22 protein-coding genes are annotated in these 21619 nt (G+C 66.5%); 12 read left to right on the plus strand and 10 right to left on the minus strand.

The genetic code is table 11. From position 1 onward, the window contains the following. Positions 1-129 precede the first annotated feature (129 nt). From lptF to rsmA, 6 genes are read left to right on the plus strand one after another with little or no spacing between them, the layout of a single operon-like run. Positions 130-1257 (plus strand): LPS export ABC transporter permease LptF, encoded by a 1128-nt coding sequence (lptF, locus tag OCH239_RS10495; protein ID WP_244430340.1) that lies wholly within the window; start codon positions 130-132, stop codon positions 1255-1257. After that, on the plus strand, positions 1254-2348 hold the full coding sequence (gene lptG, locus OCH239_RS10500) for an LPS export ABC transporter permease LptG (protein ID WP_037262121.1): 1095 nt from the start codon (positions 1254-1256) through the stop codon (positions 2346-2348). Before lptF ends, lptG begins: the two co-directional genes overlap by 4 nt. Further along, positions 2345-4489: an LPS-assembly protein LptD gene (locus OCH239_RS10505; RefSeq protein WP_037262123.1), complete on the plus strand. Its 2145-nt coding sequence runs from the start codon at positions 2345-2347 to the stop codon at positions 4487-4489. The genes lptG and OCH239_RS10505 overlap by 4 nt, the downstream gene beginning before the upstream one ends. Continuing rightward, positions 4480-5712 carry a peptidylprolyl isomerase gene (locus tag OCH239_RS10510; protein ID WP_037262124.1) on the plus strand — a complete coding sequence of 411 codons (1233 nt, stop codon included), beginning with the start codon at positions 4480-4482 and terminating at the stop codon, positions 5710-5712. The genes OCH239_RS10505 and OCH239_RS10510 overlap by 10 nt, the downstream gene beginning before the upstream one ends. Beyond that, a complete protein-coding gene (gene pdxA / locus OCH239_RS10515) occupies positions 5709-6680 on the plus strand; it encodes a 4-hydroxythreonine-4-phosphate dehydrogenase PdxA (RefSeq protein ID WP_037262126.1) in 972 nt (323 codons plus the stop codon). Before OCH239_RS10510 ends, pdxA begins: the two co-directional genes overlap by 4 nt. Before the next feature lie 40 nt (positions 6681-6720). Beyond that, on the plus strand, positions 6721-7563 hold the full coding sequence (gene rsmA, locus OCH239_RS10520) for a 16S rRNA (adenine(1518)-N(6)/adenine(1519)-N(6))-dimethyltransferase RsmA (RefSeq protein WP_037262128.1): 843 nt from the start codon (positions 6721-6723) through the stop codon (positions 7561-7563). Positions 7564-7576: 13 nt separating this feature from the next. Here the strand turns inward: rsmA and OCH239_RS10525 are convergent, their stop codons facing one another. The 6 genes from OCH239_RS10525 to OCH239_RS10550 all read right to left on the minus strand — a co-directional run bounded on the left by OCH239_RS10525 (position 7577) and on the right by OCH239_RS10550 (position 13107). Beyond that, positions 7577-8287 (minus strand): DUF4167 domain-containing protein, encoded by a 711-nt coding sequence (locus OCH239_RS10525; protein WP_037262130.1) that lies wholly within the window; start codon positions 8285-8287, stop codon positions 7577-7579. 203 nt (positions 8288-8490) lie between these two features. After that, positions 8491-9342: a peptide chain release factor N(5)-glutamine methyltransferase gene (prmC, locus tag OCH239_RS10530; protein WP_037262131.1), complete on the minus strand. Its 852-nt coding sequence runs from the start codon at positions 9340-9342 to the stop codon at positions 8491-8493. Further along, the gene (gene prfA, locus OCH239_RS10535) at positions 9339-10388 is read right to left on the minus strand and encodes a peptide chain release factor 1 (protein ID WP_037262132.1); all 1050 of its coding nucleotides are present in this window, start codon (positions 10386-10388) and stop codon (positions 9339-9341) included. Before prfA ends, prmC begins: the two co-directional genes overlap by 4 nt. 149 nt (positions 10389-10537) lie before the next feature. Continuing rightward, entirely contained in the window at positions 10538-10948 is a 411-nt protein-coding gene (locus OCH239_RS10540; protein ID WP_037262133.1) for a DUF1499 domain-containing protein, read from the minus strand. 21 nt (positions 10949-10969) lie between these two features. Then, the gene (speB, locus tag OCH239_RS10545; protein WP_037262134.1) at positions 10970-11932 is read right to left on the minus strand and encodes an agmatinase; all 963 of its coding nucleotides are present in this window, start codon (positions 11930-11932) and stop codon (positions 10970-10972) included. Between the two features lie 11 nt (positions 11933-11943). Next, positions 11944-13107: a M20 aminoacylase family protein gene (locus tag OCH239_RS10550; protein WP_037262135.1), complete on the minus strand. Its 1164-nt coding sequence runs from the start codon at positions 13105-13107 to the stop codon at positions 11944-11946. An 80-nt stretch (positions 13108-13187) separates the two neighbouring features. On the opposite strand from OCH239_RS10550, the gene mazG reads away from it, so the two are divergent. From mazG to OCH239_RS10565, 3 genes are all read left to right on the plus strand, one after another. Beyond that, positions 13188-13997, plus strand: coding sequence for a nucleoside triphosphate pyrophosphohydrolase (mazG, locus tag OCH239_RS10555; protein WP_037262136.1), 810 nt, complete (start codon positions 13188-13190; stop codon positions 13995-13997). Positions 13998-14111: 114 nt separating this feature from the next. Further along, positions 14112-15113 (plus strand): Fe(3+) ABC transporter substrate-binding protein, encoded by a 1002-nt coding sequence (locus OCH239_RS10560; RefSeq protein ID WP_211241980.1) that lies wholly within the window; start codon positions 14112-14114, stop codon positions 15111-15113. Between the two features lie 134 nt (positions 15114-15247). Further along, positions 15248-16282: a YihY/virulence factor BrkB family protein gene (locus OCH239_RS10565; protein WP_051489413.1), complete on the plus strand. Its 1035-nt coding sequence runs from the start codon at positions 15248-15250 to the stop codon at positions 16280-16282. Between the two features lie 75 nt (positions 16283-16357). Here OCH239_RS10565 and OCH239_RS10570 read toward each other — a convergent pair whose 3' ends face one another. The 3 genes from OCH239_RS10570 to fabD form a co-directional block, all read right to left on the minus strand. Further along, positions 16358-16591, minus strand: a complete 234-nt coding sequence (locus tag OCH239_RS10570) for an acyl carrier protein (protein ID WP_037262137.1) — start codon at positions 16589-16591, stop codon at positions 16358-16360. Positions 16592-16811: 220 nt separating this feature from the next. Next, a complete protein-coding gene (fabG, locus tag OCH239_RS10575; protein WP_037262140.1) occupies positions 16812-17549 on the minus strand; it encodes a 3-oxoacyl-[acyl-carrier-protein] reductase in 738 nt (245 codons plus the stop codon). A gap of 147 nt (positions 17550-17696) precedes the next feature. After that, positions 17697-18629 (minus strand): ACP S-malonyltransferase, encoded by a 933-nt coding sequence (fabD, locus tag OCH239_RS10580; RefSeq protein WP_037262142.1) that lies wholly within the window; start codon positions 18627-18629, stop codon positions 17697-17699. A 172-nt stretch (positions 18630-18801) separates the two neighbouring features. Between fabD and OCH239_RS10585 the strand changes: the two genes are divergently transcribed. Further along, positions 18802-20004, plus strand: a complete 1203-nt coding sequence (locus OCH239_RS10585; RefSeq protein WP_037262144.1) for a cytochrome b/b6 domain-containing protein — start codon at positions 18802-18804, stop codon at positions 20002-20004. A 71-nt stretch (positions 20005-20075) separates the two neighbouring features. On the opposite strand, the gene OCH239_RS10590 is transcribed toward OCH239_RS10585, so the two are convergent. Then, complete coding sequence (locus OCH239_RS10590; protein WP_037262146.1) at positions 20076-20666, minus strand: YceI family protein; 591 nt, start codon at positions 20664-20666, stop codon at positions 20076-20078. A 336-nt stretch (positions 20667-21002) separates the two neighbouring features. On the opposite strand from OCH239_RS10590, the gene rpsF reads away from it, so the two are divergent. Then, positions 21003-21362: a 30S ribosomal protein S6 gene (gene rpsF / locus OCH239_RS10595; protein WP_037262147.1), complete on the plus strand. Its 360-nt coding sequence runs from the start codon at positions 21003-21005 to the stop codon at positions 21360-21362. A 25-nt stretch (positions 21363-21387) separates the two neighbouring features. Continuing rightward, complete coding sequence (rpsR, locus tag OCH239_RS10600) at positions 21388-21615, plus strand: 30S ribosomal protein S18 (protein WP_037262148.1); 228 nt, start codon at positions 21388-21390, stop codon at positions 21613-21615. Positions 21616-21619 lie beyond the last annotated feature (4 nt).

Consider the following 21619-nt stretch of genomic DNA (forward strand, 5'->3'; position numbering starts at 1 on the left):
CCAGAGCGGGCTGACGGGATGCCAGGACGCGCGGCTTTGTGCCCGCCCCTGCGCGCGGCGCACCTTTTCGCCCCTCGCAAGCTGGTCTAGGGTCGCCGCGACACCATCAGGCGGCAAGCGGGAGGCAACGTGGCGAGATTCGACAGATACATGCTGTCGCGGTTCCTCGTGCTCTTCGGCTTCTTTGCGCTGGTGCTGGTCTCGGTCTACTGGGTGAACCGCGCGGTGATGCTGTTCGACCGTCTTATCGGAGACGGGCATTCGGCGGGCATCTTCCTCGAGTTCACGGCGCTGTCCCTTCCGAACGTTATCCGGCTCGTCCTGCCGATGGCAGCCTTCGCGGCGACGACCTACGTCACCAACCGCCTGACCTCGGATTCGGAGATGGCGGTGGTGCAGGCGACGGGCTATTCGCCCTGGCGGCTGGCACGCCCGGCCTTCGTCTTCGGGCTGATGGTGATGGCGATGATGCTGGTCCTTTCACACGTTCTCGTGCCGGCGTCGCTCGGCCAGCTGCGCGAGCGCGAGGGCGAGATCGCGGAATCGGTCTCCGCACAGCTCTTGCGGGAGGGCCAGTTCCTCCACCCGTCGGCCGACGTCACCTTCTACATCCGCGACATCACCGCGGATGGCGAATTGACCGACGTCTTCCTCTCGGACCGGCGCCAGGAGGGGCGGAACGTGACCTACACCGCCGACAGCGCGTATGTCCTCCGAGAGGACGGCGCCACCAACCTCGTCATGCTGAACGGGCTCGCCCAGACGCTCGACCTCGACACGGAGCGCTTGTCGACGACAACGTTCTCGGATCTCACCTACGATATCTCGGGGCTGGTCGCGTCTGGAGGCAGCCAGCGGCCGCGGACCTACGCGATGTCCACCTGGAACATGCTGACCCGGACCGAGGAGATGGCGGAGCTGGCGGACGACCCCGTAGGCGAAGTGCTCGAAGAGGCGCATGGCCGTTTCCAGCAGCCTCTTCTCGCGCTCGTCGCAGCTCTGATCGGGTATGCGGCGCTGATGGTCGGCGGGTATTCGCGGTTCGGCCTCGGCCGGCAGATCGTCTTCGCGATATTCCTTCTGGTCGTGGTGAAGCTCACCGAGAGCCTCGTGACCACCCCGGTGCGCGCCAACGCGATGCTCTGGCCGCTGATCTATCTTCCGACGCTCGTGGGCCTCGGCATCACCGCCGCGCTCCTACACGTGGCCAGCAGACCCTTCCGGCCCGCCCGCGCGTCCTCCGAGGCCGCGGCATGACCCTGCATACCTATTTCGCGCGCCGTTTCCTGTCGATGTTCGCCGGAATCCTGGCGGCGTTCGTGCTGTTCCTCGGGCTTCTCGACCTCGTGGAACAGCTCCGCCGCTTCGATGGAGAGGTGAGCTTCGGCCGCGTGGTCGTGCTGGTGCTGCTCAACGCGCCCGCATCGCTCTACGAGATGCTGCCGCTCATCATGATCCTTGCCTCCGTCGCGGTCTTCCTGAGCCTCGCGCGCTCATCGGAACTCGTGGTGGCACGGGCTGCCGGTCGCTCGGGCCTCGTGACCCTCGTCGGGCCCGCGACCATCGCCGCCGTCATCGGCCTCGTCGCGGTTGCCTTGATGAACCCGATCGCCGCGGCCACGTCGAAGCGGTTCGACACCCTCTCCGAGCAATATTCGAGCGGCGACAACGACGTGCTCTCGATCGGCTCGGAAGGGCTTTGGTTGCGGCAGGGCGATATCGCTGGACAGACGGTGATCCGCGCGGCGCGCGCCAATGCCGACGCCACGACGCTCTACGACGTGAGCTTCGTCACGTACGACCGTGACGTCGGTCCGGTGCGGCGGATCGAAGCCGAGGAGGCGAAGCTCGGTGACGGCCACTGGATGCTGACCGACGCGAAGTCCTGGCCGCTGGCGCCGGGGCAGAACCCTGAGGCGCTGTCCGAGCGCTTCCCGTCGCTCGAGATCGCCTCGACCCTGACGCGCGACAATATCCGCGACCGGTTCGGACGCCCCTCGTCGGTGTCGATCTGGGCGCTGCCGGCCTACATCTCGGATCTCGAACAGGCTGGCTTCTCCGCGCGCCGCCACCTCGTCTGGTTCTGGATGGAAATGGCGCGGCCGCTCTTCCTCGTCGCGCTCGTACTCGTCGGTGCCGGGTTCACCATGCGCCATTCGCGCCTCGGGCGGTCCGGTCTTTCGACGCTGACCGCGGTGCTGCTCGGCTTCGGTCTCTACTACATCCGGAATTTCGCGCAGGTTTTGGGGGAAACCGGGCAGTTGCCCGCGCTCGCGGCCGCATGGGTGCCTCCCGTGGCCTCGTTCCTGCTCGCCATCGGCTTGATCCTGCAACAGGAGGACGGATGAAGCGTCTTGTTCTCGCGCTCGCGCTCCTCTGGACCGGTCCGCTCTCGGCACAGACCGAGCAGGCGCAAGCGCCTGCTTTGCTCGTGGCAGACAGCGTCACGGTCGAAAACCGCTCGAGACTCATAGCAACGGGCAACGTCGAGGCCCTGCACGACGGCACGCGTCTTCGGGCGGAGCGGATCGTCTACGATCAAGCGACAGGAGCCTTGCGGATCGACGGCCCCATCCGCATCACCGATCCCGACGGCACGATCCTCGTCGCCGACACGGCCGAGCTCGACGAGGATTTCGAGAACGGCCTCCTCCGCGGCGCGCGCCTCGTGCTCGATGAACAGCTGCAGCTCGCCTCGGTGGAGGCCCGCCGCGTCGACGGTCGTTACACCTCCCTCAACCGCGTGGCGGTGACATCGTGTCAGGTGTGCGGACCTGGCCAGGTGCCCCTTTGGCAGATCCGGGCAAGCCGGGTCGTTCACGACGAGGTCGAGCAGCAGATCTACTTCGACAACGCGCAGTTCCGCGTGCTGGACGTGCCGCTGGTCTACTTTCCGCGTCTGCGCGTTCCGGACCCTACGCTCGAACGCGCCCGCGGCTTCCTGACGCCGTCGGTCCGCAGCTCCACCCTGCTCGGCTTCGGCATAAAGACTCCCTATTTCGTCCCCCTCGGGCGCCACCAGGACCTGACCTTCACACCCTATCTGTCGCCCGTGACCCGCACCCTCGAGACGCGGTATCGCCGCGCCTTCGCCTACGGCGACATCGAGGTGAACACCGCGGTCAGTCAGGATACCCTGGTGTCCAAGGAAACCCGAGCCTATCTCTTTGCGCAGGGCAGTTTCGAGCTGCCGCGCCGGTTCACGCTCGACTTCGACATCGAGACGACGACCGACGAGGCCTATCTCAACGATTACGATTATTCCGGGAAGGACCGGCTCGACAGCGCGATCACGCTGTCTAGGGCCACGCCATTGTCCTTCTTCTCGGCCGAGCTGGTCCACTACCAGACCCTGCGCGACAGCGAGCGCGACAGCACGCAGCCGACCATCGTGCTCCATTCGGAATACGAACGCCGGTTTCCCGATCTCTGGGGGGGCGAGTTGCGGCTCGGCACGGTCAGCCAGGGACATTACCGGTATTCCGATCTCGACACCGACAGCACCGACCCGGACGATATCGTCGACGGCCGGGACGTCGCGCGCATCACCGCCGAAGCGTCGTGGCGCCGGCGCTGGACCCTGACCGGCGGCGTGCGCGCCGGCGTGACGACGCAGGCCTGGGCAGATCAGTTCTGGATCGCGCAGGATGCAACCTCCGACGAGAAAGCCAGCCAGCTTACCCCGGCCGTCGCGGTCGAACTTCGCTGGCCCTGGACAAGGTCGGGTGGCGACGGGTCGCATTCGCTGATCGAACCCATTCTGCAGACGGCCTGGATCGGCGGCGATCGTCCCGACATCGCCAACGACGAAAGCACGCGGGTAGAGTTCGACGAGGGCAACCTCCTGGCCCTCTCGCGCTTCCCGGCCGCCGACCGGCGCGAGCGCGGCAGGGTCTCGGCCGCTGGCCTGCGCTACACGCACGAAGACCCGTCCGGCTGGTCCGGCGGTCTGACCTTCGGCCGCCTCTGGCGCGAGAATGCCGATCCCTCCTTCACGCCCAGTTCGGGCCTCGATGAAGAGAACTCCGACATCCTCGTTGCGGGATACCTCGCGAACCGGGAAGGCCTGGCGCTGACCGCGCGTGGATTGCTCGACGAGACCGAGGGCAGCTTCACCAAGGCCGAGGCCCGGCTAGACTGGCAAACCATGACCTTTGGCCTCGGCGCCTCGTATCTGCTTGTGCGTGCGGACGCGGCCGAGGATCGCGGCGGGCAGACATCGGAATGGAGCCTCGACGGCGCCTACGACATCGACGACACTTGGTCGACGGCGGCATTCGGCCGCTACGATCTCTCCGGCAACCGCTTTGCGCGCGCGGGGCTCGGGGTCGTCTACGAAAATGAATGCGTCAGCGCCAATTTCACGGTCGAGCGCCGATTTGCCTCGTCCACCACGTTAGAACCCTCGACTGATTTCGGCTTGACCGTCGCGCTGAAGGGCTTCAGCACCGGCGGCAGCGCGAAGGAGTACCGCCGCACATGTTCGTAGTTCCCTCCCGTCTTCTGACCTCTCTGGTTCTCGCTGCCGGCGTGGCGGTGTCGCCCGTGACGACGGCGGCCCAAAACCTCTTCGCTCCGGCGATCACCGTCGACGAACAGGTGATCACCGCATACGAGCTTCAGCAGCGAGCCCGCATGCTCGAGGTGCTCAACGCGCCCGGGGATCCCAACGAAGCCGCCCGCGAGAACCTGATTGAGGAACGCCTGCAACTGGCCGCGGCGCGGCGTGCAGGGATCGCCCCGACCGAGGAGGAGATCCTGGACGGGATGGCCGAATTCGCCGGCCGGGCGGATCTCAGCCGCGAGGAATTCGTCCAACGCCTGTCGCAGGCCGGTATCGCGGAGCAGACCTTCCGGGACTTCGTGCGCGCCGGTGTCTCCTGGCGGCAATTCGTCCGGCAACGCTTCGCGGCCGACGCCAATGTCGCCGAAGCCAAGGTGGACCGCGCCCTCGAGGGAGGCGCAGTCTCGTCGAATATCCGCGTCCTCGTGTCCGAAATCATCATTCCCGCGCCGCCCCCGCAAGCCGCGGAGGCCCGCGCCATCGCGGAGCAGATCTCGACCTACACGAGCGAAGCGCAGTTCTCGGCCGCGGCCCGCGAATATTCCGCGACCGCGACGCGCGAACAGGGCGGCCGGCTGCCGTGGCAGGACATCACCGACCTTCCGCCGCAGCTGCGTCCGATCCTGCTGAACCTCGAACCGGGAGAGGTCAGCGCTCCGCTTCCGATCCAGAACGGCGTCGCTCTGTTCCAGCTCCGCGGGATCGAGGAATCCGGCACCTCCGCGCCCGAGATCGCGGAGCTCGAATATGCCGCCTACTACATTGCGGGCGGCCGCTCGCGTGAGGCGCTCGCGCGCGCCCGCGTCGTCGCGAGCCAAGCCGATCGCTGCGACGATCTCTACGGAATCGCGAAGGGCCAGCCGGCCAACGTCCTCGAGGTCCGCTCCGGACCGCCCTCGTCCCTGCCGACCGACATCGCGCTCGAACTCTCCAAGCTGGATCCGGGCGAGACCTCTTCGGCGCTGACGCGCAACAACGGTCAGACGCTCGTGCTGCTCATGCTGTGCAGCCGCTCGGAAGAGGTCGCGGAGGACGAGGACGCCCGGCGCAACGAGGTCCGGCTCGGTCTCCGGAACCGCCGGGTCCAGCAACTTGCCGAGAACTACCTGGCGGAACTCCGCGCCAACGCCCGCATCGTCGAAAGATGAGCCCTGCCCCCATCGCGCTGAGCTGCGGCGAGCCTGCCGGCATCGGTCCGGAGCTTGCCGTAGCCGCGCGGGAGGCCCTCGGATCGTCCGTGGCCTTCGCCTGGATCGGCGACCCCGATCACCTCCCCGAGGGCACGAACTGTTCCGTGATCGATGACATCGGCGATGCCGCGGATGTGGCGCCCGACGCGCTCCCGGTCCTGCCGCTCGCCTTCCCCGGTCCGCGCGTGCCCGGCACCCTTCAACCGATGCAGGCGGCCAAGGTGGTAGAGGCGATCTCGATCGGCGCCTCCCTCGCCAGCGAGGCACGCGCGTCCGCCCTGTGCACCCTGCCGATCCACAAGAAGGCGCTTGCCGAGGGTGCGGGCTTCGCATTCCCCGGTCACACCGAATACCTCGCATCCCTCGCGGGGGTGGATCACGTGGTCATGATGCTCGCCTCGGAGATGCTCCGCGTGGTGCCCGCGACGATCCACATCCCGATCGCGGACGTGCCGCGCTCCCTCGACACCACGCTTCTGGACCGCACCATCCGGATCACACACGAGGGTCTTCGGCGGCATTTCGGTATCGACGCTCCGAGAATGGCCGTTGCAGGCCTCAATCCGCATGCCGGCGAAGGAGGCAAGATCGGGCGCGAGGATACCGAGATCATCGCGCCTCTGCTCGAGAGGCTACGCAACGAAGGCTTCAAGCTGTCAGGACCGCATTCGGCTGACACGCTCTTCCATGCCGCAGCTCGGGCGCGCTACGACGCGGCGATCTGCATGTACCACGATCAGGCCCTGATCCCGATCAAGACGCTGGATTTCGATCGCGGGGTGAACGTGACGCTCGGCCTGCCGTTCATCCGGACCTCGCCGGACCACGGAACCGCGCTCGACATCGCGGGACAGGGCGTCGCCAATCCGAGTTCCACCGTCGAGGCGCTCAAGCTGGCGTGGCGGATGGCTGGCGGAACGGTGTGACCAGGACAGAGCGGGCGCGCTCCCGCGCAAGGAATACGACATGGCCATAGACGAGCTCCCGCCCCTCCGCGAGGTGATCGCGGCGCACGGACTTTCGGCGCGCAAGGCGCTGGGGCAGAACTTTCTTCTCGATCTCAACCTGACGGCAAAGATCGCCCGGAACGCGGGCGATCTCAGCGGTTTCGACGTGCTGGAGGTTGGCCCCGGCCCAGGCGGGCTGACCCGCGGACTGCTCGCCGAAGGGGCTCGCCGCGTGCTCGCGATCGAGAAGGATCCCCGATGCCTGCCGGCGCTGGAGGAGATCGCGGAGCATTACCCCGGCCGGCTCCGGGTCATCGAGGGCGACGCGCTCGACATCGATCCGCTCGAGCATCTGACGCCGCCCATCGCGATCGCGGCAAACCTGCCGTACAACGTCGGAACGGAACTTCTCGTGCGGTGGCTGACGCCGGAAACCTGGCCCCCGTTCTGGACGTCGCTGACGCTGATGTTCCAGCGCGAGGTGGCGGAGCGGATCGTGGCGGAACCCGGATCGAAGGCCTACGGGAGGCTGGCCGTCCTCGCGCAGTGGCGGACCGACGCGCGAATCGTGATGTCGCTGCCTCCGGGCGCCTTCACGCCCCCGCCCAAGGTCTCGTCCGCCGTGGTGCGTCTGACCGCCCTGCCCGAGCCGAAATTTCCCGCCAATCCCAAGGTTCTGGAGCGTGTGGTGGCGATGGCGTTCAATCAGCGCCGCAAGATGCTGCGCTCGGCGCTGAAGGGTCTTCACCCGGACGTGGAGGATCTTCTGAAGAGCGCCGGGATCTCCCCCACCGACCGGGCGGAGCAGGTGGCCCTGGAGCAGTTCTGCGCGCTGGCCCGCGCCGTCGAGGCGGAAAGCTAGGGCGCGGGGCGGATCACTCCGCCGCGCGCGTCTCGCTCTTCTCCTTGGCGTCACCGTCGTTCGAGTCGGACTTGCCCTCGTCGGCACCCTGCTCGGTCTCGGATTTCTCCGCCGCTGCCTTCTTCGGCTTCGAGGACCTGCGACGCGGCTTGGGCTTGGGCTTCTCCTGCGCCGCGTTCTCCGGCGTCTCTACGAGACCGGAATCGCCCTCGTCAGCCTCGGAGAAGTCGACGACGTCGGTTTCGGCCGCAGGCTGCTGCCGCTTCTCCTTGCCGCCCTGGCCGTCGCCAGTCTGATCGGGCTTGCCCTGATCGCCGTTGCCGTCGCCGGACTGGTCGGATCTGGCCGTGTCGTCGGACTTGCCGCCGCCCTGGTTGTTCTGCCCGTCGCCGTCCTGCTTGTCGCCCCGCTCCTTGTCGCGCTGCGCCTGACGTTCGCGGTTCTCCCGCTCCTGCTGCTCGCGGCGCTGGTCCTGTTCGCGCTGAGCTTCGCCCAGAAGGCGCAGGTAGTGCTCGGCATGCTGCTGGAAGTTCTCGGTCGCCACGCGGTCGTTGGCAAGCTGGGCATCGCGCGCAAGCTGATTGTACTTGTCGATGATCTGCTGCGGCGTGCCGCGAACCTTGCCGTCCGGGCCGGAGCTGTCGAAAACGCGGTTGACCACGTTCCCCATGTTGTTCCGGTTGCGGTTCGACTTGGACCGCGAGCGTGATTTGGAGGATCGCATTTTCTAGATATCAGCCCTGTTTGTGACTGGTTCGTCCGGTGATCGCTGGCTGTGTGCTGGGGACGCGCGGAGCGCCCTCGGAGCCGGATCACGTCAGTGTATGGCTTACAGTCGAGCGGGACGGCGCCGCCATCCGCCGGCTCGACTGTTACTGAGTAAACATGTCTGTTGGCACATTACAACCCGCAACAATTGAAAAAACGTCAATCTCCCTGCGATCCCGGCCATATTGCGGTGACGACACGGGATCGGCCGTCCATGTCGGTTTGCGTTGCGACGTCCCGGAAGCCGGCGATGCGCAGGATTGACGTTACGTCGTCGCGCTGGCTCGCGCCGATCTCGAGCAGCAGACGGGCGGAAGGCACCATGTGCTCGGGCGCCGCGTCGGCGATGGCGCGATAGGCCGTCAGGCCATCGTCGCCATCGGTCAGTGCAAGAGCCGGTTCGTGATCCCGCACCTCCGGAGCCAGGCCGCCCATCTCCGCCGCAGCGATGTAAGGCGGGTTCGAGACCACAAGATCGAACCGTTCCTCGGGTGCGAGCGGACCGGTCCAGCTCCCCTCGCGCAGCGTTGCACGGTCTTCGAGACCGTGGCGCCAGGCGTTCAAACGGGCTACCGCCAGCGCTTTCGGGGAGAGGTCGGTGCCGACACCGGTGGCGCCGCCGCGTTCCGCGAGAAGACTGAGCAAGATGCAGCCCGATCCGGTCCCGAGGTCGAGCACCCTGCCGAAGGGCGCCGCCAGCGCGGCGGCGATCAGCGTCTCGGTCTCGGGCCGGGGATCGAGCACGTCGCGCGTGACCTCGAATTCGCGCCCCCAGAAACTCCGCAGGCCGGTCAGATGACTGACCGGCTCCCGCGCGGCGCGGCGCGCGACGAGATGGTCGAACTGCGTTGCGATTTCCTCGGGAACCTCGTCGCACAGCACAAGGGTCAGCCGATCCGGCGCGATCCCGAGCGCATGAGCCAGGAGACGCCGCGCGTCGCGCGCGGGCTCCGGAACGCCCGCGAAGGTGAGGCGCGGGACGGCCAGCGCAATTGCCTCGGACCCGGTCACTCCGACATCTCGGCGAGAAGCGTCGCCTGCGCATCGGCAGTCAGCGCGTCGATGATCTCGTCGAGATCGCCGGCCATCACCGCATCGAGCTTGTAGAGCGTGAGGTTGATGCGGTGATCGGTCAGGCGTCCTTGCGGGAAATTATAGGTCCGGATGCGCTCGGACCGGTCCCCCGTCCCCACCTGCCCCTTGCGCATGTCCGAGCGTTCGGCCGCCGCGCGTCGGCGTTCGTCGTCATAGAGCCGCGCCCGCAGGACGTTCATGGCGATCTCGCGGTTTCGATGCTGCGATTTCTCCGAGGACGTCACCATGATGCCGGTCGGCAGGTGGGTGATCCGGACCGCCGAGTCGGTCGTGTTGACGTGCTGCCCGCCCGCCCCCGAGGATCGCATCGTGTCGATGCGCAGATCGTTCGGATCGATCGCGATGTCGACCTCCTCGGCCTCGGGCAGGACCGCGACGGTAGCTGCCGAGGTATGGATGCGCCCGCCGCTTTCGGTTGCCGGCACGCGCTGCACTCGGTGCACGCCGGATTCGAATTTGAGCCGCGCGAAGACGCCGTCGCCCGAGATGCGGGCGACCAGTTCCTTCACCCCACCGAGCTCTGTCGCCTGCTCCTCGACGACCTCGAAGGACCAGCCCTGCGCCTCGGCGTGGCGCATGTACATGCGCTGCAAATCGCCCGCGAAGAGCGCCGCCTCCTCCCCGCCCGTGCCGGGCCGGATCTCGAGCACGGCGGAGCGCGCGTCGGCGGCATCCTTCGGCAGGAGGGCGAGATTGAGCGCGTGCTCGGCTTCGGGGAGCCGCGCGCGCAGCTCCCGCGATTCCGCCTCGGCGAGTTCCCCCATCTCAGGGTCGTCCATCATCGCGTCAGCATCCGCGATCCCCGCGGTGAGCGCGCGCCATTCGGCGATCCGCTCCACGACAGGTCGCAATTCGGCATATTCGCGGCCGAGCGCGGCGATGTCGCCGCGACCCTCGGCCATGCAGGCCTCGAGGTACTCGAAACGCTCGACAATCTGGCGCAGGCGGTCTTCGGGGATCATGGGAAGGCTCTGTCGGATATCGGCGCGCTCTGGTCAAGCGGACAGATGCCAGCCCGCTCGCGACCGGCGGATCCGCAGTCGTTGCCCGAGGCCGCCGGGTCCGGTGCCGCGCAGCGAAGCTCGCAGTCCCGAAGGCGGGACGTGCCTTCTCAGGTCTCTTCCCGGAGCTGCCGCAGCCAACCTTCCACGCGGGCCTTGTTCACCCCCATGTCCGCTTGGCCGAACCGCAGCCGGGCATAGATCTCTATGGTGCCGTCGGACAATTGCACGGTCGTGTAGTCGGGAAAGCCGAACCACTTCGAGCGCGTGACGTAGGTGACGCGTCCGCTGTCGACGCTCCCGGCGAGGCGCTCCGTGCGGACGGTCGAAGTGATGATTCCGTCGAGCCTCTGGAGCGTGTCCGTATCACCCGCAATACGCCGGCGGACACCGCCCGCCAGGTCCTGATCGGCACTCGCCTGCGGATCGACATGCCAGACATTGGGATCGGAGGGCGCGAAGCGGATCCATGCGAGGCCGCCAAGTACCAACAGCAGGATCAGCCAGAAGATGATCTTCACGTCGTCGTCCCTTTCTTGCCGTCAGCCGCGCCTGGTCCAACCCCAGAGACACATGATCTCGGTCGCCACATGGGCACCCGCCACAGCCGTCGCGCCCGTCGTATCGTATTGCGGGGAAACCTCAACCACGTCGCCCCCCACGATGTCGAGACCGGCAAGTCCCCGCAGGATGATCGCCGCCTGCCCCGTGGAGAGCCCACCCCAGACAGGGGTTCCGGTACCCGGCGCGAACGCCGGATCGAGCGCGTCGATGTCGAAGGTCAGATAGGCCGGAACCTCGCCGACGATGTCCCGGACCCTGCGTGCTATCCCGTCGGGCCCGGCGCGATGGACTTCGGGCGCGTCGATGATCGTGATGCCGAGCGTGTCCGGGTTGTCCGTGCGGATGCCGATGGCGACCGATTTCTCGACGTCGATGAGCCCTTCCTTCACCGCCTTGTAGACGAAGGTCCCGTGATCGATGCGTTCGGGGTCGTCGTCCACCCAGCTGTCGGAATGAGCGTCGAACTGGACGAGTGCGACGGGCCCGAATTTGGCCGCGTGGGCTCGAAGCAGCGGCAACGTGATCGAATGATCCCCGCCAAGCGTGATCGCGGCGGCCCCGGCGTCGAGGATGCGCCGTGCCGCGGCCTCGATCGCATGTGGGACCTCCCACGTCTTGGCGTAGTCGAAGGCGATGTCGCCCGTGTCGACGACAGTGAATTCCTCGAGCGGCGAAAAGCCCCAGCCGTAGGGTGCGTCACAAGGCTGGAGCGACGAGATCTCGCGGATCGCGCGCGGACCGAAGCGGGTGCCGGGCCGGTGCGTGACCGCCTGGTCGAAAGGCACGCCAAGGATCGCGACATCGACCCCGGCCAGGTCCTTGGTATAGCGGCGGCGCAGGAAGGACGGCGCGCCGGCGAAAGGGTTCTCGAAGGAGAGCCCGCGCGGATCCTCCCGTGTGAAGGCGTGGTCGATCTCGGTCTTGGCGTCTTCGAGGGCCATGCGTCGTCTCCTTACGTCCGTGGGCCGTGGCGGCGCTCGATCAGGCGCGCGAAGAAGGAGGCGCCGACCGGCGCGACCTCGTCGTTGAAGTCGTAGAGCGGGTGGTGGACGGACGGCCCGGCGCCCTGCCCCAGCTTGACGTAGGCCCCCGGACGCGCCTCCAGCATATAGGAGAAATCCTCGGCGCCCATCACTGCCGGGGCGTCGTCGTCGACGGCATCGCCCGCGATGTCCCGTGCCACGTCGACGGCAAAGGCGGTCTGGGCGGCGTGGTTGACGGTGGCGGGATAGCTGCGGTCGTAGTCGATCTCGGCCGCGACGCCGTAACTTGCCGCCTGCCCCTCGACGATCTCGCGGAAGCGCCGCTCGGCAAGGTCCCGCAGGCGGGCATCGAAGGTTCGGATCGTACCCGCGAGCCGCGCCGTCTCGGGGATGACATTCGTAGCCGATCCCGCCTGCACGCAAGTGAGGGACACGACGATCCGCTCCATCGGGTCGGCGTTGCGCGACACGATCGTCTGCAGCGCCTGCCCCAGCCCGAGCGCCGCGGGCACCGGATCGATGGAGGTCTGCGGCCGGGCGGCATGGCCGCCGCGCCCGCGCAGGATCACCTCGAAATCGTCGACCGCGGCCATGATCGGACCGGTCCGGGTCGCGAAACTGCCGGCCGGCCGGCCCGGATCGTTGTGGAGGGCATAGACCTCCTCGATCCCGAAGCGGTCCATGACGCCCTCCTCGACCATGATGCGGCCGCCGCCGATGGTCTCTTCCGCCGGCTGGAAGATCAGCACGACGGTGCCGGAGAAGTTCCGCGTCTCGGCGAGATAGCGCGCGGTGCCGAGCAGCATGGCCGTGTGTCCGTCGTGACCGCAAGCATGCATCTTGCCGGGGCGGGTCGAGGCCCATTCGGCCCCGGTCTCCTCGGTCATCGGCAGCGCGTCCATGTCGGCGCGCAGACCGGTCACCGGGCCCGCGCCCGAGCCACGGATGATGGCCACGACCCCTGTCTGGGCGATGCCTTCGTGCACCTCGTCGACGCCGAACTCGCGGAGCCGCGCGGCCACGAACGCACCCGTCTCGTGACAGTCGAGGCCAAGCTCGGGGTGCGCGTGAATGTGCCGGCGCCAGGCGGCCATGTCGGGCGCGAAGGAGGCGATGGAATTGAGGACGGGCATGGGCTTGAGGCTCCGGTGCATGGACTTGCGCGCCGCGATGCGGCAAGCCCGGACCAAACCGCAAGTGAGGGACGGGCGCAATGACCGACGATCTGATCCACGACCCGAAGGGCGGCATGCCGCGCCTTCTCGAGATCATGCGGCGCCTGCGAGATCCCGAGACGGGCTGCCCATGGGACATCGAGCAGACCTTCGCCTCGATCGCGCCATACACGATCGAGGAAGCGCACGAGGTCGCGGACGCCATCGAGCGCGAGGCCTGGGACGAGCTCAAGGGTGAACTCGGCGACCTGCTCCTGCAATCGGTCTACCACACGCAGATGGCGTCGGAGGCCGGCCTCTTCACCTTCGACGACGTCGCGAACGCGATCTCGGACAAGATGGTCGCCCGGCATCCGCATGTCTTCGGGGACGAGAGCAACGCCAAATCCGCCGAGCAGCAGGTCCGGGACTGGGAGGCGATCAAGGCGGCCGAACGTGCCGGCCGCGCCGAGACGGGCGTGCTCGACGGCGTCGCCAAGGGCCTGCCGGCCCTGACCCGCGCCGTAAAGCTGCAGAAGCGCGCCGCCCGCGTCGGCTTTGACTGGCCGTCGACCGACCAGGTCATCGACAAGATCGTGGAGGAGGCCCAGGAGCTGCGCGAGGCTGAAGGGGCCGCCCATCGCGAGGAGGAATTCGGCGATCTCCTCTTCGTCATGGCGAACCTCGCCCGACACATGGACATCGATCCCGAAGCCGCTCTCCGCGCCGCCAACGCAAAATTCACCCGACGCTTCGAGGCGATCGAGGCGGCGCTTGGCGAGGTCGGGCGAACACCTTATGACAGCGATCTGTCGGAAATGGACGCGCTCTGGGATCGGGCGAAGGCAGCGGAAAAGGCAGGGCGCTGACGGGTCAGGCTTTCGCCACGGCAGGCTGAGAGAGTTTCCCGACAAAACCGATCAGGCATTGACCCGAGAAAATTCGTCGGGAATAACGTCGTCACCATCTCAACGGAGGACGACATGATCCGCACCACCGCGACCGCCCTCGTCGCCCTGGCCGCAGCCACCCCGGCTCTGGCCGAGGTGAATATCTACTCCCAGCGTCAGCCTGAGCTGATCGCGCCGATCACCGACGCCTTCACCGAGAAGACCGGGATCGAGACGAACGTCGTCTTCCTCGAAGACGGCCTGCCCGAGCGCCTCTCCGCCGAAGGCGACCGGTCGCCCGCGGACATCATCATGACCGTCGACATCGCGCGCCTGAGCCAGGTGGTCGAGGCGGGCGTAACCCAGCCGGTCGAGAGCGAAACGCTCGAGAGCAACATCCCCTCGCAATTCCGCGACCCCGACAACCAGTGGTTCGGCGTCACGACGCGCGCGCGCATCGTCTACGCATCGAAGGACCGCGTAGACCCCGCCGAGGTCACCACGTACGAGGATCTCGCCTCGGACAAGTGGGAAGGCCGGATCTGCACGCGCTCGGGCACGCACCCCTACAACCTCGCGCTGCTGTCGGCGATGATCCACCATCACGGCTACGAGGAAGCCAAACAGTGGGCGTCCGACCTCAAGGACAACCTGGCCCGCAAGCCGCAAGGCAACGACCGCGCGCAGGTTCGCTCGATCTGGGCCGGGGAATGCGACATCTCGCTCGGCAACACCTATTACATGGGCAAGATGCTCGAGGATCCCGAGCAGACCGAATGGGCCGAAAGCGTCAACGTCCTCTTCCCCGAATTCGAGGACGGCGGCACGCACATGAACGTCTCCGGCGTCGCGATGACGGCCGCGGCACCGCATTCCGAAGACGCGCTCGCCTTCATGGAATTCCTCGCCTCGCCCGAAGCGCAGCAAATCTACGCCGAGGCGAACTACGAGTACCCGGTGGACAGCGAGATCGAGGCGTCCGACCTCGTCCAGTCGTGGGGCGAGTTCACGCCGGACGAAGTGAACCTCATGGAGCTGGCCGAGCTGCGCTCGGATGCCCTGAAGATCATGGAAGAAGTGAACTTCGACGGTTAAGCCGCCACGTACCTTGTAAAAAAACAACAGCCCGGCCCTTGTGGCCGGGCTGAATTCGCTTCGGGGCTGCTCGCGCCCTACCATATCCGCCACGCCGGCTCCGCAGCGCGACCGGACCGATATGGAGCAAGACAGTGAGCGACGCGACCGACAGCGCAACAACCGACAAGACAAAGACCCGGGGCGCAGGGCACGGCTCACTCAAGGCCATCGACGTGACGCGCCCGCGGCACATCCCCCCCGGTCGCTGGTGGCGCATCCTCTTGCGCGTGGGCCAGCACGCCACAGAGCACAATACCTCGGTCATCGCCGCGGGCGTGGCGTTCTACACGCTTTTGTCGATCTTCCCGGCCTTCACCGCGTTCATCTCGCTCGCCGGCTACGTGCTCGACCCCTCGGATCTGACCGATCAGCTCGAGCAGCTCGTCGGGCTCCTGCCGCAGGAGGCGGCGATGATCATCCGCGATCAGGTGCTCGAAGTGACCGGCGGCGATTCCACCGCGACGGGCATCGCCGCGATCCTCGCCCTGACGCTGGCGCTCTACGGCTCGGTGCGCGGGGTCAAGACGCTGATGGCCGGGATGAACATCGCCTATGGCGAACGCGAGAAACGCAACATCATCATGCTGAACCTCGTCGCGATCGTGCTGATGATCGTCCTGATCGTGGGGGTCGCCATCGCACTCAACGCGGTCATCGTCATCCCCGTTGTAATGGACTTCGTCGGCCTCTCCTCCGGGCTCGACATCTTCCTGCGCCTGCTGAAGTGGATCATCCTTTTCGGCATGGTGGTGTTCGGTCTGTCGCTGCTCTATCGGTTCGCGCCCTCGCGGCGGAAGGCGAAGTGGCGCTGGGTGTCGCCGGGAGCCCTGGTGGCGGCGATCCTCTGGATGATCGGCACCATAGGGTTCTCGGTCTATGTCCAGAACTTCGGGAGCTACAACGAGACCTACGGCACCCTCGGCGGCGTGATCATCCTGCTGACATGGCTGTGGCTCTCGGCCTTCATCGTGCTGCTCGGCGCCGAATTCAACGCCGAGATCGAGCATCACACGACTGCCGACACGACCGCCGGGCGCGACCGGCCGATGGGGCAACGCGGGGCGGTGAAGGCCGACACGGTACCCGACGGCAGCGTGGACACTTCGAGGTCAGGGCCCGCTGACTAAGGACCGAACAAGAAAGCGGCGCGCCCCGCTTGGGGACGCGCCGCTCCATGGAATACCGATGAGGTCAGGAGGCGGTCAGGTCGCTTCCTTGATGAACTTCACGGCGTCGCCGAAGGTCTGGATGGTCTCGGCCGCATCGTCGGGGATCTCGATACCGAATTCCTCTTCGAAGGCCATGACCAGCTCGACGGTGTCGAGGCTGTCGGCGCCGAGATCGTCGATGAAGGAGGCGTTCTCGGTCACCTTCGCTTCTTCCACGCCGAGGTGCTCGACCACGATCTTGCGCACGCGATCTTCGATGTCGCTCATGTTATCTTCCTCACAATGCTTTCGGACGCCTCTCGTCCGATGTTCCCTCGCCCGTCGGGCTGGTTTCTTTCGTGCCCCGATGTCGGGGCGGCGCCTCTTTCCCGCCCGAAGGCGGACGGGATACAGGTCCCGGAGCACCCTCCGGGCCTGAAGCTGCGAGCGCCTATAGCATATGGCTCGGCGATGGCAAACGCTTTCCCCGGTAGCATTTAGCGCCCTGTCACAGCATCGCCATGCCGCCGTTCACGTGGAGCGTGCTGCCGGTCACGTAGCCCGCCTCCGCGCTGGCGAGATACAGGGCGGCGGCGGCGATTTCCTCGGCCTTGCCCATCCGTCCGACCGGGATCTGCGACAGCAGCGCGCCGCGCTGGTCGTCGTTCAGCTTGTCGGTCATCGCCGTCTCGATGAAGCCCGGCGCGATCGCGTTGACGGTGATGTTGCGCGAGGCGACCTCGGCCGCGAGCGACTTCGACATTCCGACGAGACCCGCCTTGGCGGCGGCGTAATTGCCCTGCCCGGGATTGCCGGTGGCACCGACGATCGAGGTCACGTTGATGATGCGGCCCCATTTCGACTTCATCATGCCCCTCAGGACGCCCCGGGTCAGGCGGAAGGCCGCCGTCAGGTTCACATCGATCACCTGGCTCCATTCGTCGTCGGACATGCGCATGAAGACGTTATCGCGAGTGATGCCGGCATTGTTCACGAGGATGTCGACCGAACCCATCGCCTCCGCGGCCTGTTTCGGCAGCGCCGCGACCGCCTCGGGGTCGCCGAGGTTGCAGGGCAGGACATGGCTGCGCTCACCCAGTTTGCCGGCCAGTTCCTGAAGCGGCGCCTCGCGCGTGCCCGACAGGCCGACTGTGGCCCCTGCGTCGTGCAGCGCTGCGGCAATCGCTCCGCCTATTCCTCCTGAGGCGCCGGTCACCAGCGCGCACTTCCCGGTTAGATCGAACATCACGTCTCTCCCTCTCCCGTCGTGGCGCGCGCCGCATCTCTGTGCGGACACTGGCACGCCGCGACCATTCCATGACCCGTTACCCACACATTCACCGTACCGAATCTCTTGTGGATGGCGCTCACTTAGCGAGCGGAACCGGCAGGTTCACAAGGCGGAAACCGCACCCACATCGCCTGGCGACCCGACCGTTCTTGTGGCGATGGACCGGTCGATGCGCTTGACCATGCCCGACAGCGCCTTGCCCGCACCGATCTCCCAGATCTCCGTCACGCCCTGCCCCGCCATCCAGACGATGCTTTCGCGCCAGCGCACGGCGCCGGTGATCTGATCCACCAGAAGCTCGCGGATGGTCGCGGGATCGGTCACGGCCTCGGCCTTCACGTTGGAGACAACTGGCGCGCGCGGCGAAGCGATCTCGACGGCATCGAGCGCGTCGCGCATCCGTTCGGCCGCAGGGGCCATCAGCGCGCAATGGAACGGCGCCGAGACCGGAAGGAGCATCGCCCGTTTCGCCCCCTTGTCCTTAGCGATTGCGACGGCCCGTTCGACCGCCTGTTTGTGTCCCGAGACCACCACCTGCGCGGGGTCGTTGTCGTTCGCCGCCTGGCAGACCTCGCCTTCGGCCGCCTCGTGCGCAACCGCGCGCACCGTGTCGAGGTTGAGCCCGAGAATGGCCGCCATCGCACCGGTCCCGACCGGGGTCGCTTCCTGCATCGCGCGACCGCGGATCCGCAGAAGCCGGGCGCAATCGGTCAGTGTGAGGGCCTCCGCCGCCGCCAGAGCCGAATATTCGCCGAGCGAGTGCCCTGCCACGTAAGAGGCCTGATCGACGCCAAAGCCTTCGGCCTCGAGCGCGCGGAGAGCGGCGATCGAGGTGGCCATCAGGGCCGGCTGCGCGTTCTGTGTGAGTGTGAGCTCGTCGGCATCACCCTCCCAGATGAGGGTCGAAAGCTTCTCGCCCAGGGCCTCGTCCACTTCCTCGAACACCGCCTTCGCGGCGGGATAGGCGTCAGCCAGATCGCGGCCCATACCGATGGTCTGGGCTCCCTGTCCGGGAAAAACGAAGGCGCGGCTCATGGGCAGGTCTCCTTTCGGGGGCCGAAGTTTCGGCGTCCATTACATATGCAGCGGCGGTTGCGCAACGGATCGGAGCGCCGACGCACGACCGCTGTGCAGGGGGTCGAATTGCATCTGATCCCCTGACCCTATTTTCAGCTGGCAACACATTCCCCCAGTGAAGAGGTCCTTCATGAGCGCGAGAAATGCCACTGACCGCTACGGCACGGTCGCCAAGGCGTTCCACTGGACGACAGCCCTCGGCATTTTCCTCAACCTCGCCGTCGGCGTTCTCGCCGCCTGGCTGCCGACCGGATCGGAAGCAGAGGTGGCGCGGAAGGCGTCGGTCTTCTCGGTCCACAAGACGCTCGGCGTCGCGATCTTCGCAGTGGCGCTGCTTCGGATCGTCTGGGCCGTGACGCAGCCGAAGCCTGCCCCGCTCCACCCCGAGCGCCGGGCGGAAACCCTCCTGGCCGATACGGTGCACTGGCTTCTCTACGGCAGTCTCGTACTCGTCCCGCTCTCGGGATGGATCGGCCATGCGGCGAGCGAGGGCTTCGCACGTATCCTCTGGCCCTTGGGGCAGTCGCTTCCGCTGGTCCCGAAATCGCCTCGGCTGGCCGAGACAGCCTGGGCGCTGCACTACGTCCTGATATGGGTGCTCGTCATCGCGATCGCAGCGCATGTAGCGGGTGCACTGAAACATCACTATGTCGTCCGCGACGAAACCCTTCGGCGCATGCTGCCCGGCGAGACCCGCGCCGGCCGGCCCGGCGCGAAGCACGGGACGGTCAAGCCGGCGGCTCTTGCCGTGCTCTTCTGGGCGGTGGCCATCGGCCTCGGCGCGGGGGCGGGTCTCTACCGTCAGGGGGCCTCCGCCGCCGAGGGCCCTGCGCTCGAGGCCGTCGCCTCGGAGTGGCAAGTCGAGAGCGGGACGCTTGCCATCGACGTCATCCAGATGAACTCCGAGGTGTCGGGTGCCTTCGCGGACTGGACCGCCGACATCGCTTTCGAAGAGCCGGACGGTATGGGACGCGCGGGCGAGGTCACCGTGCGGATCAACACCGGCTCACTGTCGCTCGGGTCGGTCAGCGAGCAGGCGACAAATTCCGACTACCTTGCTTCCGAGGAATATCCCACGGCAACCTTTTCGGCCGAGATCGTGAAGAGCGGCGATGGCTATCTGGCCGAGGGGACGCTTGCGCTGAAGGGCGAGGAGGTGCCTGTCACCTTGCCCTTCACGCTGAAGCTCGACGGCAACACCGCCACGATGCAGGGGCGGACCGTGCTCGACCGCCGCAGCTTCGGCATCGGGCAGGACATGGACAGCGAGAGCCAGGTCGGTTTCGAGGTCGCGGTGAGGGTGGAACTGACCGCCACACGGTCGAGCGACTGATCGCGGTCTTTCGGGAAAAGCAAAACGGCCCGCCAATTGGCGGGCCGTTTCTTTATCATATCGTTCACGCTTCAGCTTTCGCTTTCCGCGTCCGCCTGCATGGCCTCGAACGAGATCTCGACCTGCACCTCATCGCTGACCATCGGAGCGAACATGCCGAGGTTGTAGTCCGAGCGCAGAAGCGTCGTCGTTGCGGAGAAGCCGGCCCACGGCTTGCCCTCCATCGGATGCTCGCCCGCTTGGTTCAGCGTGGCGTCGAGCACGACTTCCTGCGTCACCCCGTTCAACGACAGATCGCCGGTGATGTTGGCGGTGTTGTCGCCGGTCACCTCGATATCCGTCGAGGTAAAGGTCACCATGTCCTCTTCGGTCGCCCCGAAGAAATCGTCCGACATGAAGTGCTCGAAACGGGCCTCCCAGCCGGTCAGCATCGAGCGGACGGGGAAAGAGACCTCGACCGAGGAATTCGCGGGATCTTCCTGATCGAACATGACGTCGCCGTCGAAGCCCGAGAACATGCCGTAGCCGGTCGAGAAGCCGAGATGGTCGTAGTGGAAGACGATCTGGCTGTGCGAGCTGTCGAGTTCGTAGGCGACGGGCTCGGCCATAAGCGCGGTCGCCGGGAGAAGCGCAAGTGCGGTGGCGGCTGCAAGGCGGGTCATTGAGAATCCTCTCTGTTTGGGTTGCTCCGCGCAGAGAGGTGCAGCATGCATCGCGGCGATCAATCGCTGCGGCATCACATGTCCTGTGGAGAAGTGAACAGCCGAAGGCGAGACGGAGACCCAGCCCCGGCAAAAAACGGTGGCTCATTGCGAGACCCGTGCGCCTTCGCTTCCACGAGCGCGTGCGGTGCAGCTCTCCCCTTGCGTCACGTCACAGGGCGTGTATACGCGGGCTTCCTTCCGCAACCCGATCGGAACCGCGCAGTCTCTCGTGGGCAGGCGCGGAAGGACCAGATGCCTGTCCTTTGAAATGCGCCAGACATGAACGGAGACCACATGCCGAAGTACGAGCATGTTTTCATCTCGCGTCAGGACCTCTCGAACACCCAAGCCGAGGGCCTGATCGAACACTTCTCCTCCATTCTCAGCGATAACGGCGGCACGCTCGTCGAAAGCGAGTACTGGGGCGTGAAGACCATGGCCTATAAGATCAACAAGAACCGCAAGGGCCATTACGCCTTCCTCCGCACCGACGCGCCCGCCTCGGCCGTGCAGGAGATGGAGCGTCTGATGCGCCTTCATGACGACGTGATGCGCGTGCTCACCATCAAGGTGGACGAGCACGAAGAAGGCCCGTCGATCCAGATGCAGAAGAAAGACGAACGCGACGATCGCCGTCGCGAGCGCCGCAACTGATCGTCAGAGGATAGGAGCTATACCCATGGCAGCAAAACCGTTTTTCCGCCGCCGCAAGGTCTGCCCGTTCTCCGGCGAGAACGCGCCCAAGATCGACTACAAGGACACCAAGCTGCTGCAGCGCTACGTGTCCGAGCGCGGCAAGATCGTCCCGAGCCGCATCACCGCGGTGTCGTCCAAGAAGCAGCGTGAACTGAGCCGCGCGATCAAGCGCGCCCGCTTCCTCGCGCTTCTCCCCTACGCCGTGAAGTAAGGAG

The organism is Roseivivax halodurans JCM 10272 (genome assembly GCF_000521785.1).
GTDB lineage: Bacteria > Pseudomonadota > Alphaproteobacteria > Rhodobacterales > Rhodobacteraceae > Roseivivax > Roseivivax halodurans.

What these genes read in the sequence shown, in the direction of transcription:
- lptG (WP_037262121.1), top strand. Translation starts at nt 1,254, where the DNA reads ATGACCCTGCATACCTATTTCGCGCGCCGTTTCCTGTCGATGTTCGCC.
- OCH239_RS10505 (WP_037262123.1), top strand. Translation starts at nt 2,345, where the DNA reads ATGAAGCGTCTTGTTCTCGCGCTCGCGCTCCTCTGGACCGGTCCGCTC.
- OCH239_RS10510 (WP_037262124.1), top strand. Translation starts at nt 4,480, where the DNA reads ATGTTCGTAGTTCCCTCCCGTCTTCTGACCTCTCTGGTTCTCGCTGCC.
- pdxA (WP_037262126.1), top strand. Translation starts at nt 5,709, where the DNA reads ATGAGCCCTGCCCCCATCGCGCTGAGCTGCGGCGAGCCTGCCGGCATC.
- rsmA (WP_037262128.1), top strand. Translation starts at nt 6,721, where the DNA reads ATGGCCATAGACGAGCTCCCGCCCCTCCGCGAGGTGATCGCGGCGCAC.
- OCH239_RS10525 (WP_037262130.1), bottom strand. Translation starts at nt 8,287, where the DNA reads ATGCGATCCTCCAAATCACGCTCGCGGTCCAAGTCGAACCGCAACCGG.
- prfA (WP_037262132.1), bottom strand. Translation starts at nt 10,388, where the DNA reads ATGATCCCCGAAGACCGCCTGCGCCAGATTGTCGAGCGTTTCGAGTAC.
- speB (WP_037262134.1), bottom strand. Translation starts at nt 11,932, where the DNA reads ATGGCCCTCGAAGACGCCAAGACCGAGATCGACCACGCCTTCACACGG.
- OCH239_RS10550 (WP_037262135.1), bottom strand. Translation starts at nt 13,107, where the DNA reads ATGCCCGTCCTCAATTCCATCGCCTCCTTCGCGCCCGACATGGCCGCC.
- mazG (WP_037262136.1), top strand. Translation starts at nt 13,188, where the DNA reads ATGACCGACGATCTGATCCACGACCCGAAGGGCGGCATGCCGCGCCTT.
- OCH239_RS10560 (WP_211241980.1), top strand. Translation starts at nt 14,112, where the DNA reads ATGATCCGCACCACCGCGACCGCCCTCGTCGCCCTGGCCGCAGCCACC.
- OCH239_RS10570 (WP_037262137.1), bottom strand. Translation starts at nt 16,591, where the DNA reads ATGAGCGACATCGAAGATCGCGTGCGCAAGATCGTGGTCGAGCACCTC.
- fabG (WP_037262140.1), bottom strand. Translation starts at nt 17,549, where the DNA reads ATGTTCGATCTAACCGGGAAGTGCGCGCTGGTGACCGGCGCCTCAGGA.
- fabD (WP_037262142.1), bottom strand. Translation starts at nt 18,629, where the DNA reads ATGAGCCGCGCCTTCGTTTTTCCCGGACAGGGAGCCCAGACCATCGGT.
- OCH239_RS10585 (WP_037262144.1), top strand. Translation starts at nt 18,802, where the DNA reads ATGAGCGCGAGAAATGCCACTGACCGCTACGGCACGGTCGCCAAGGCG.
- OCH239_RS10590 (WP_037262146.1), bottom strand. Translation starts at nt 20,666, where the DNA reads ATGACCCGCCTTGCAGCCGCCACCGCACTTGCGCTTCTCCCGGCGACC.
- rpsF (WP_037262147.1), top strand. Translation starts at nt 21,003, where the DNA reads ATGCCGAAGTACGAGCATGTTTTCATCTCGCGTCAGGACCTCTCGAAC.
- rpsR (WP_037262148.1), top strand. Translation starts at nt 21,388, where the DNA reads ATGGCAGCAAAACCGTTTTTCCGCCGCCGCAAGGTCTGCCCGTTCTCC.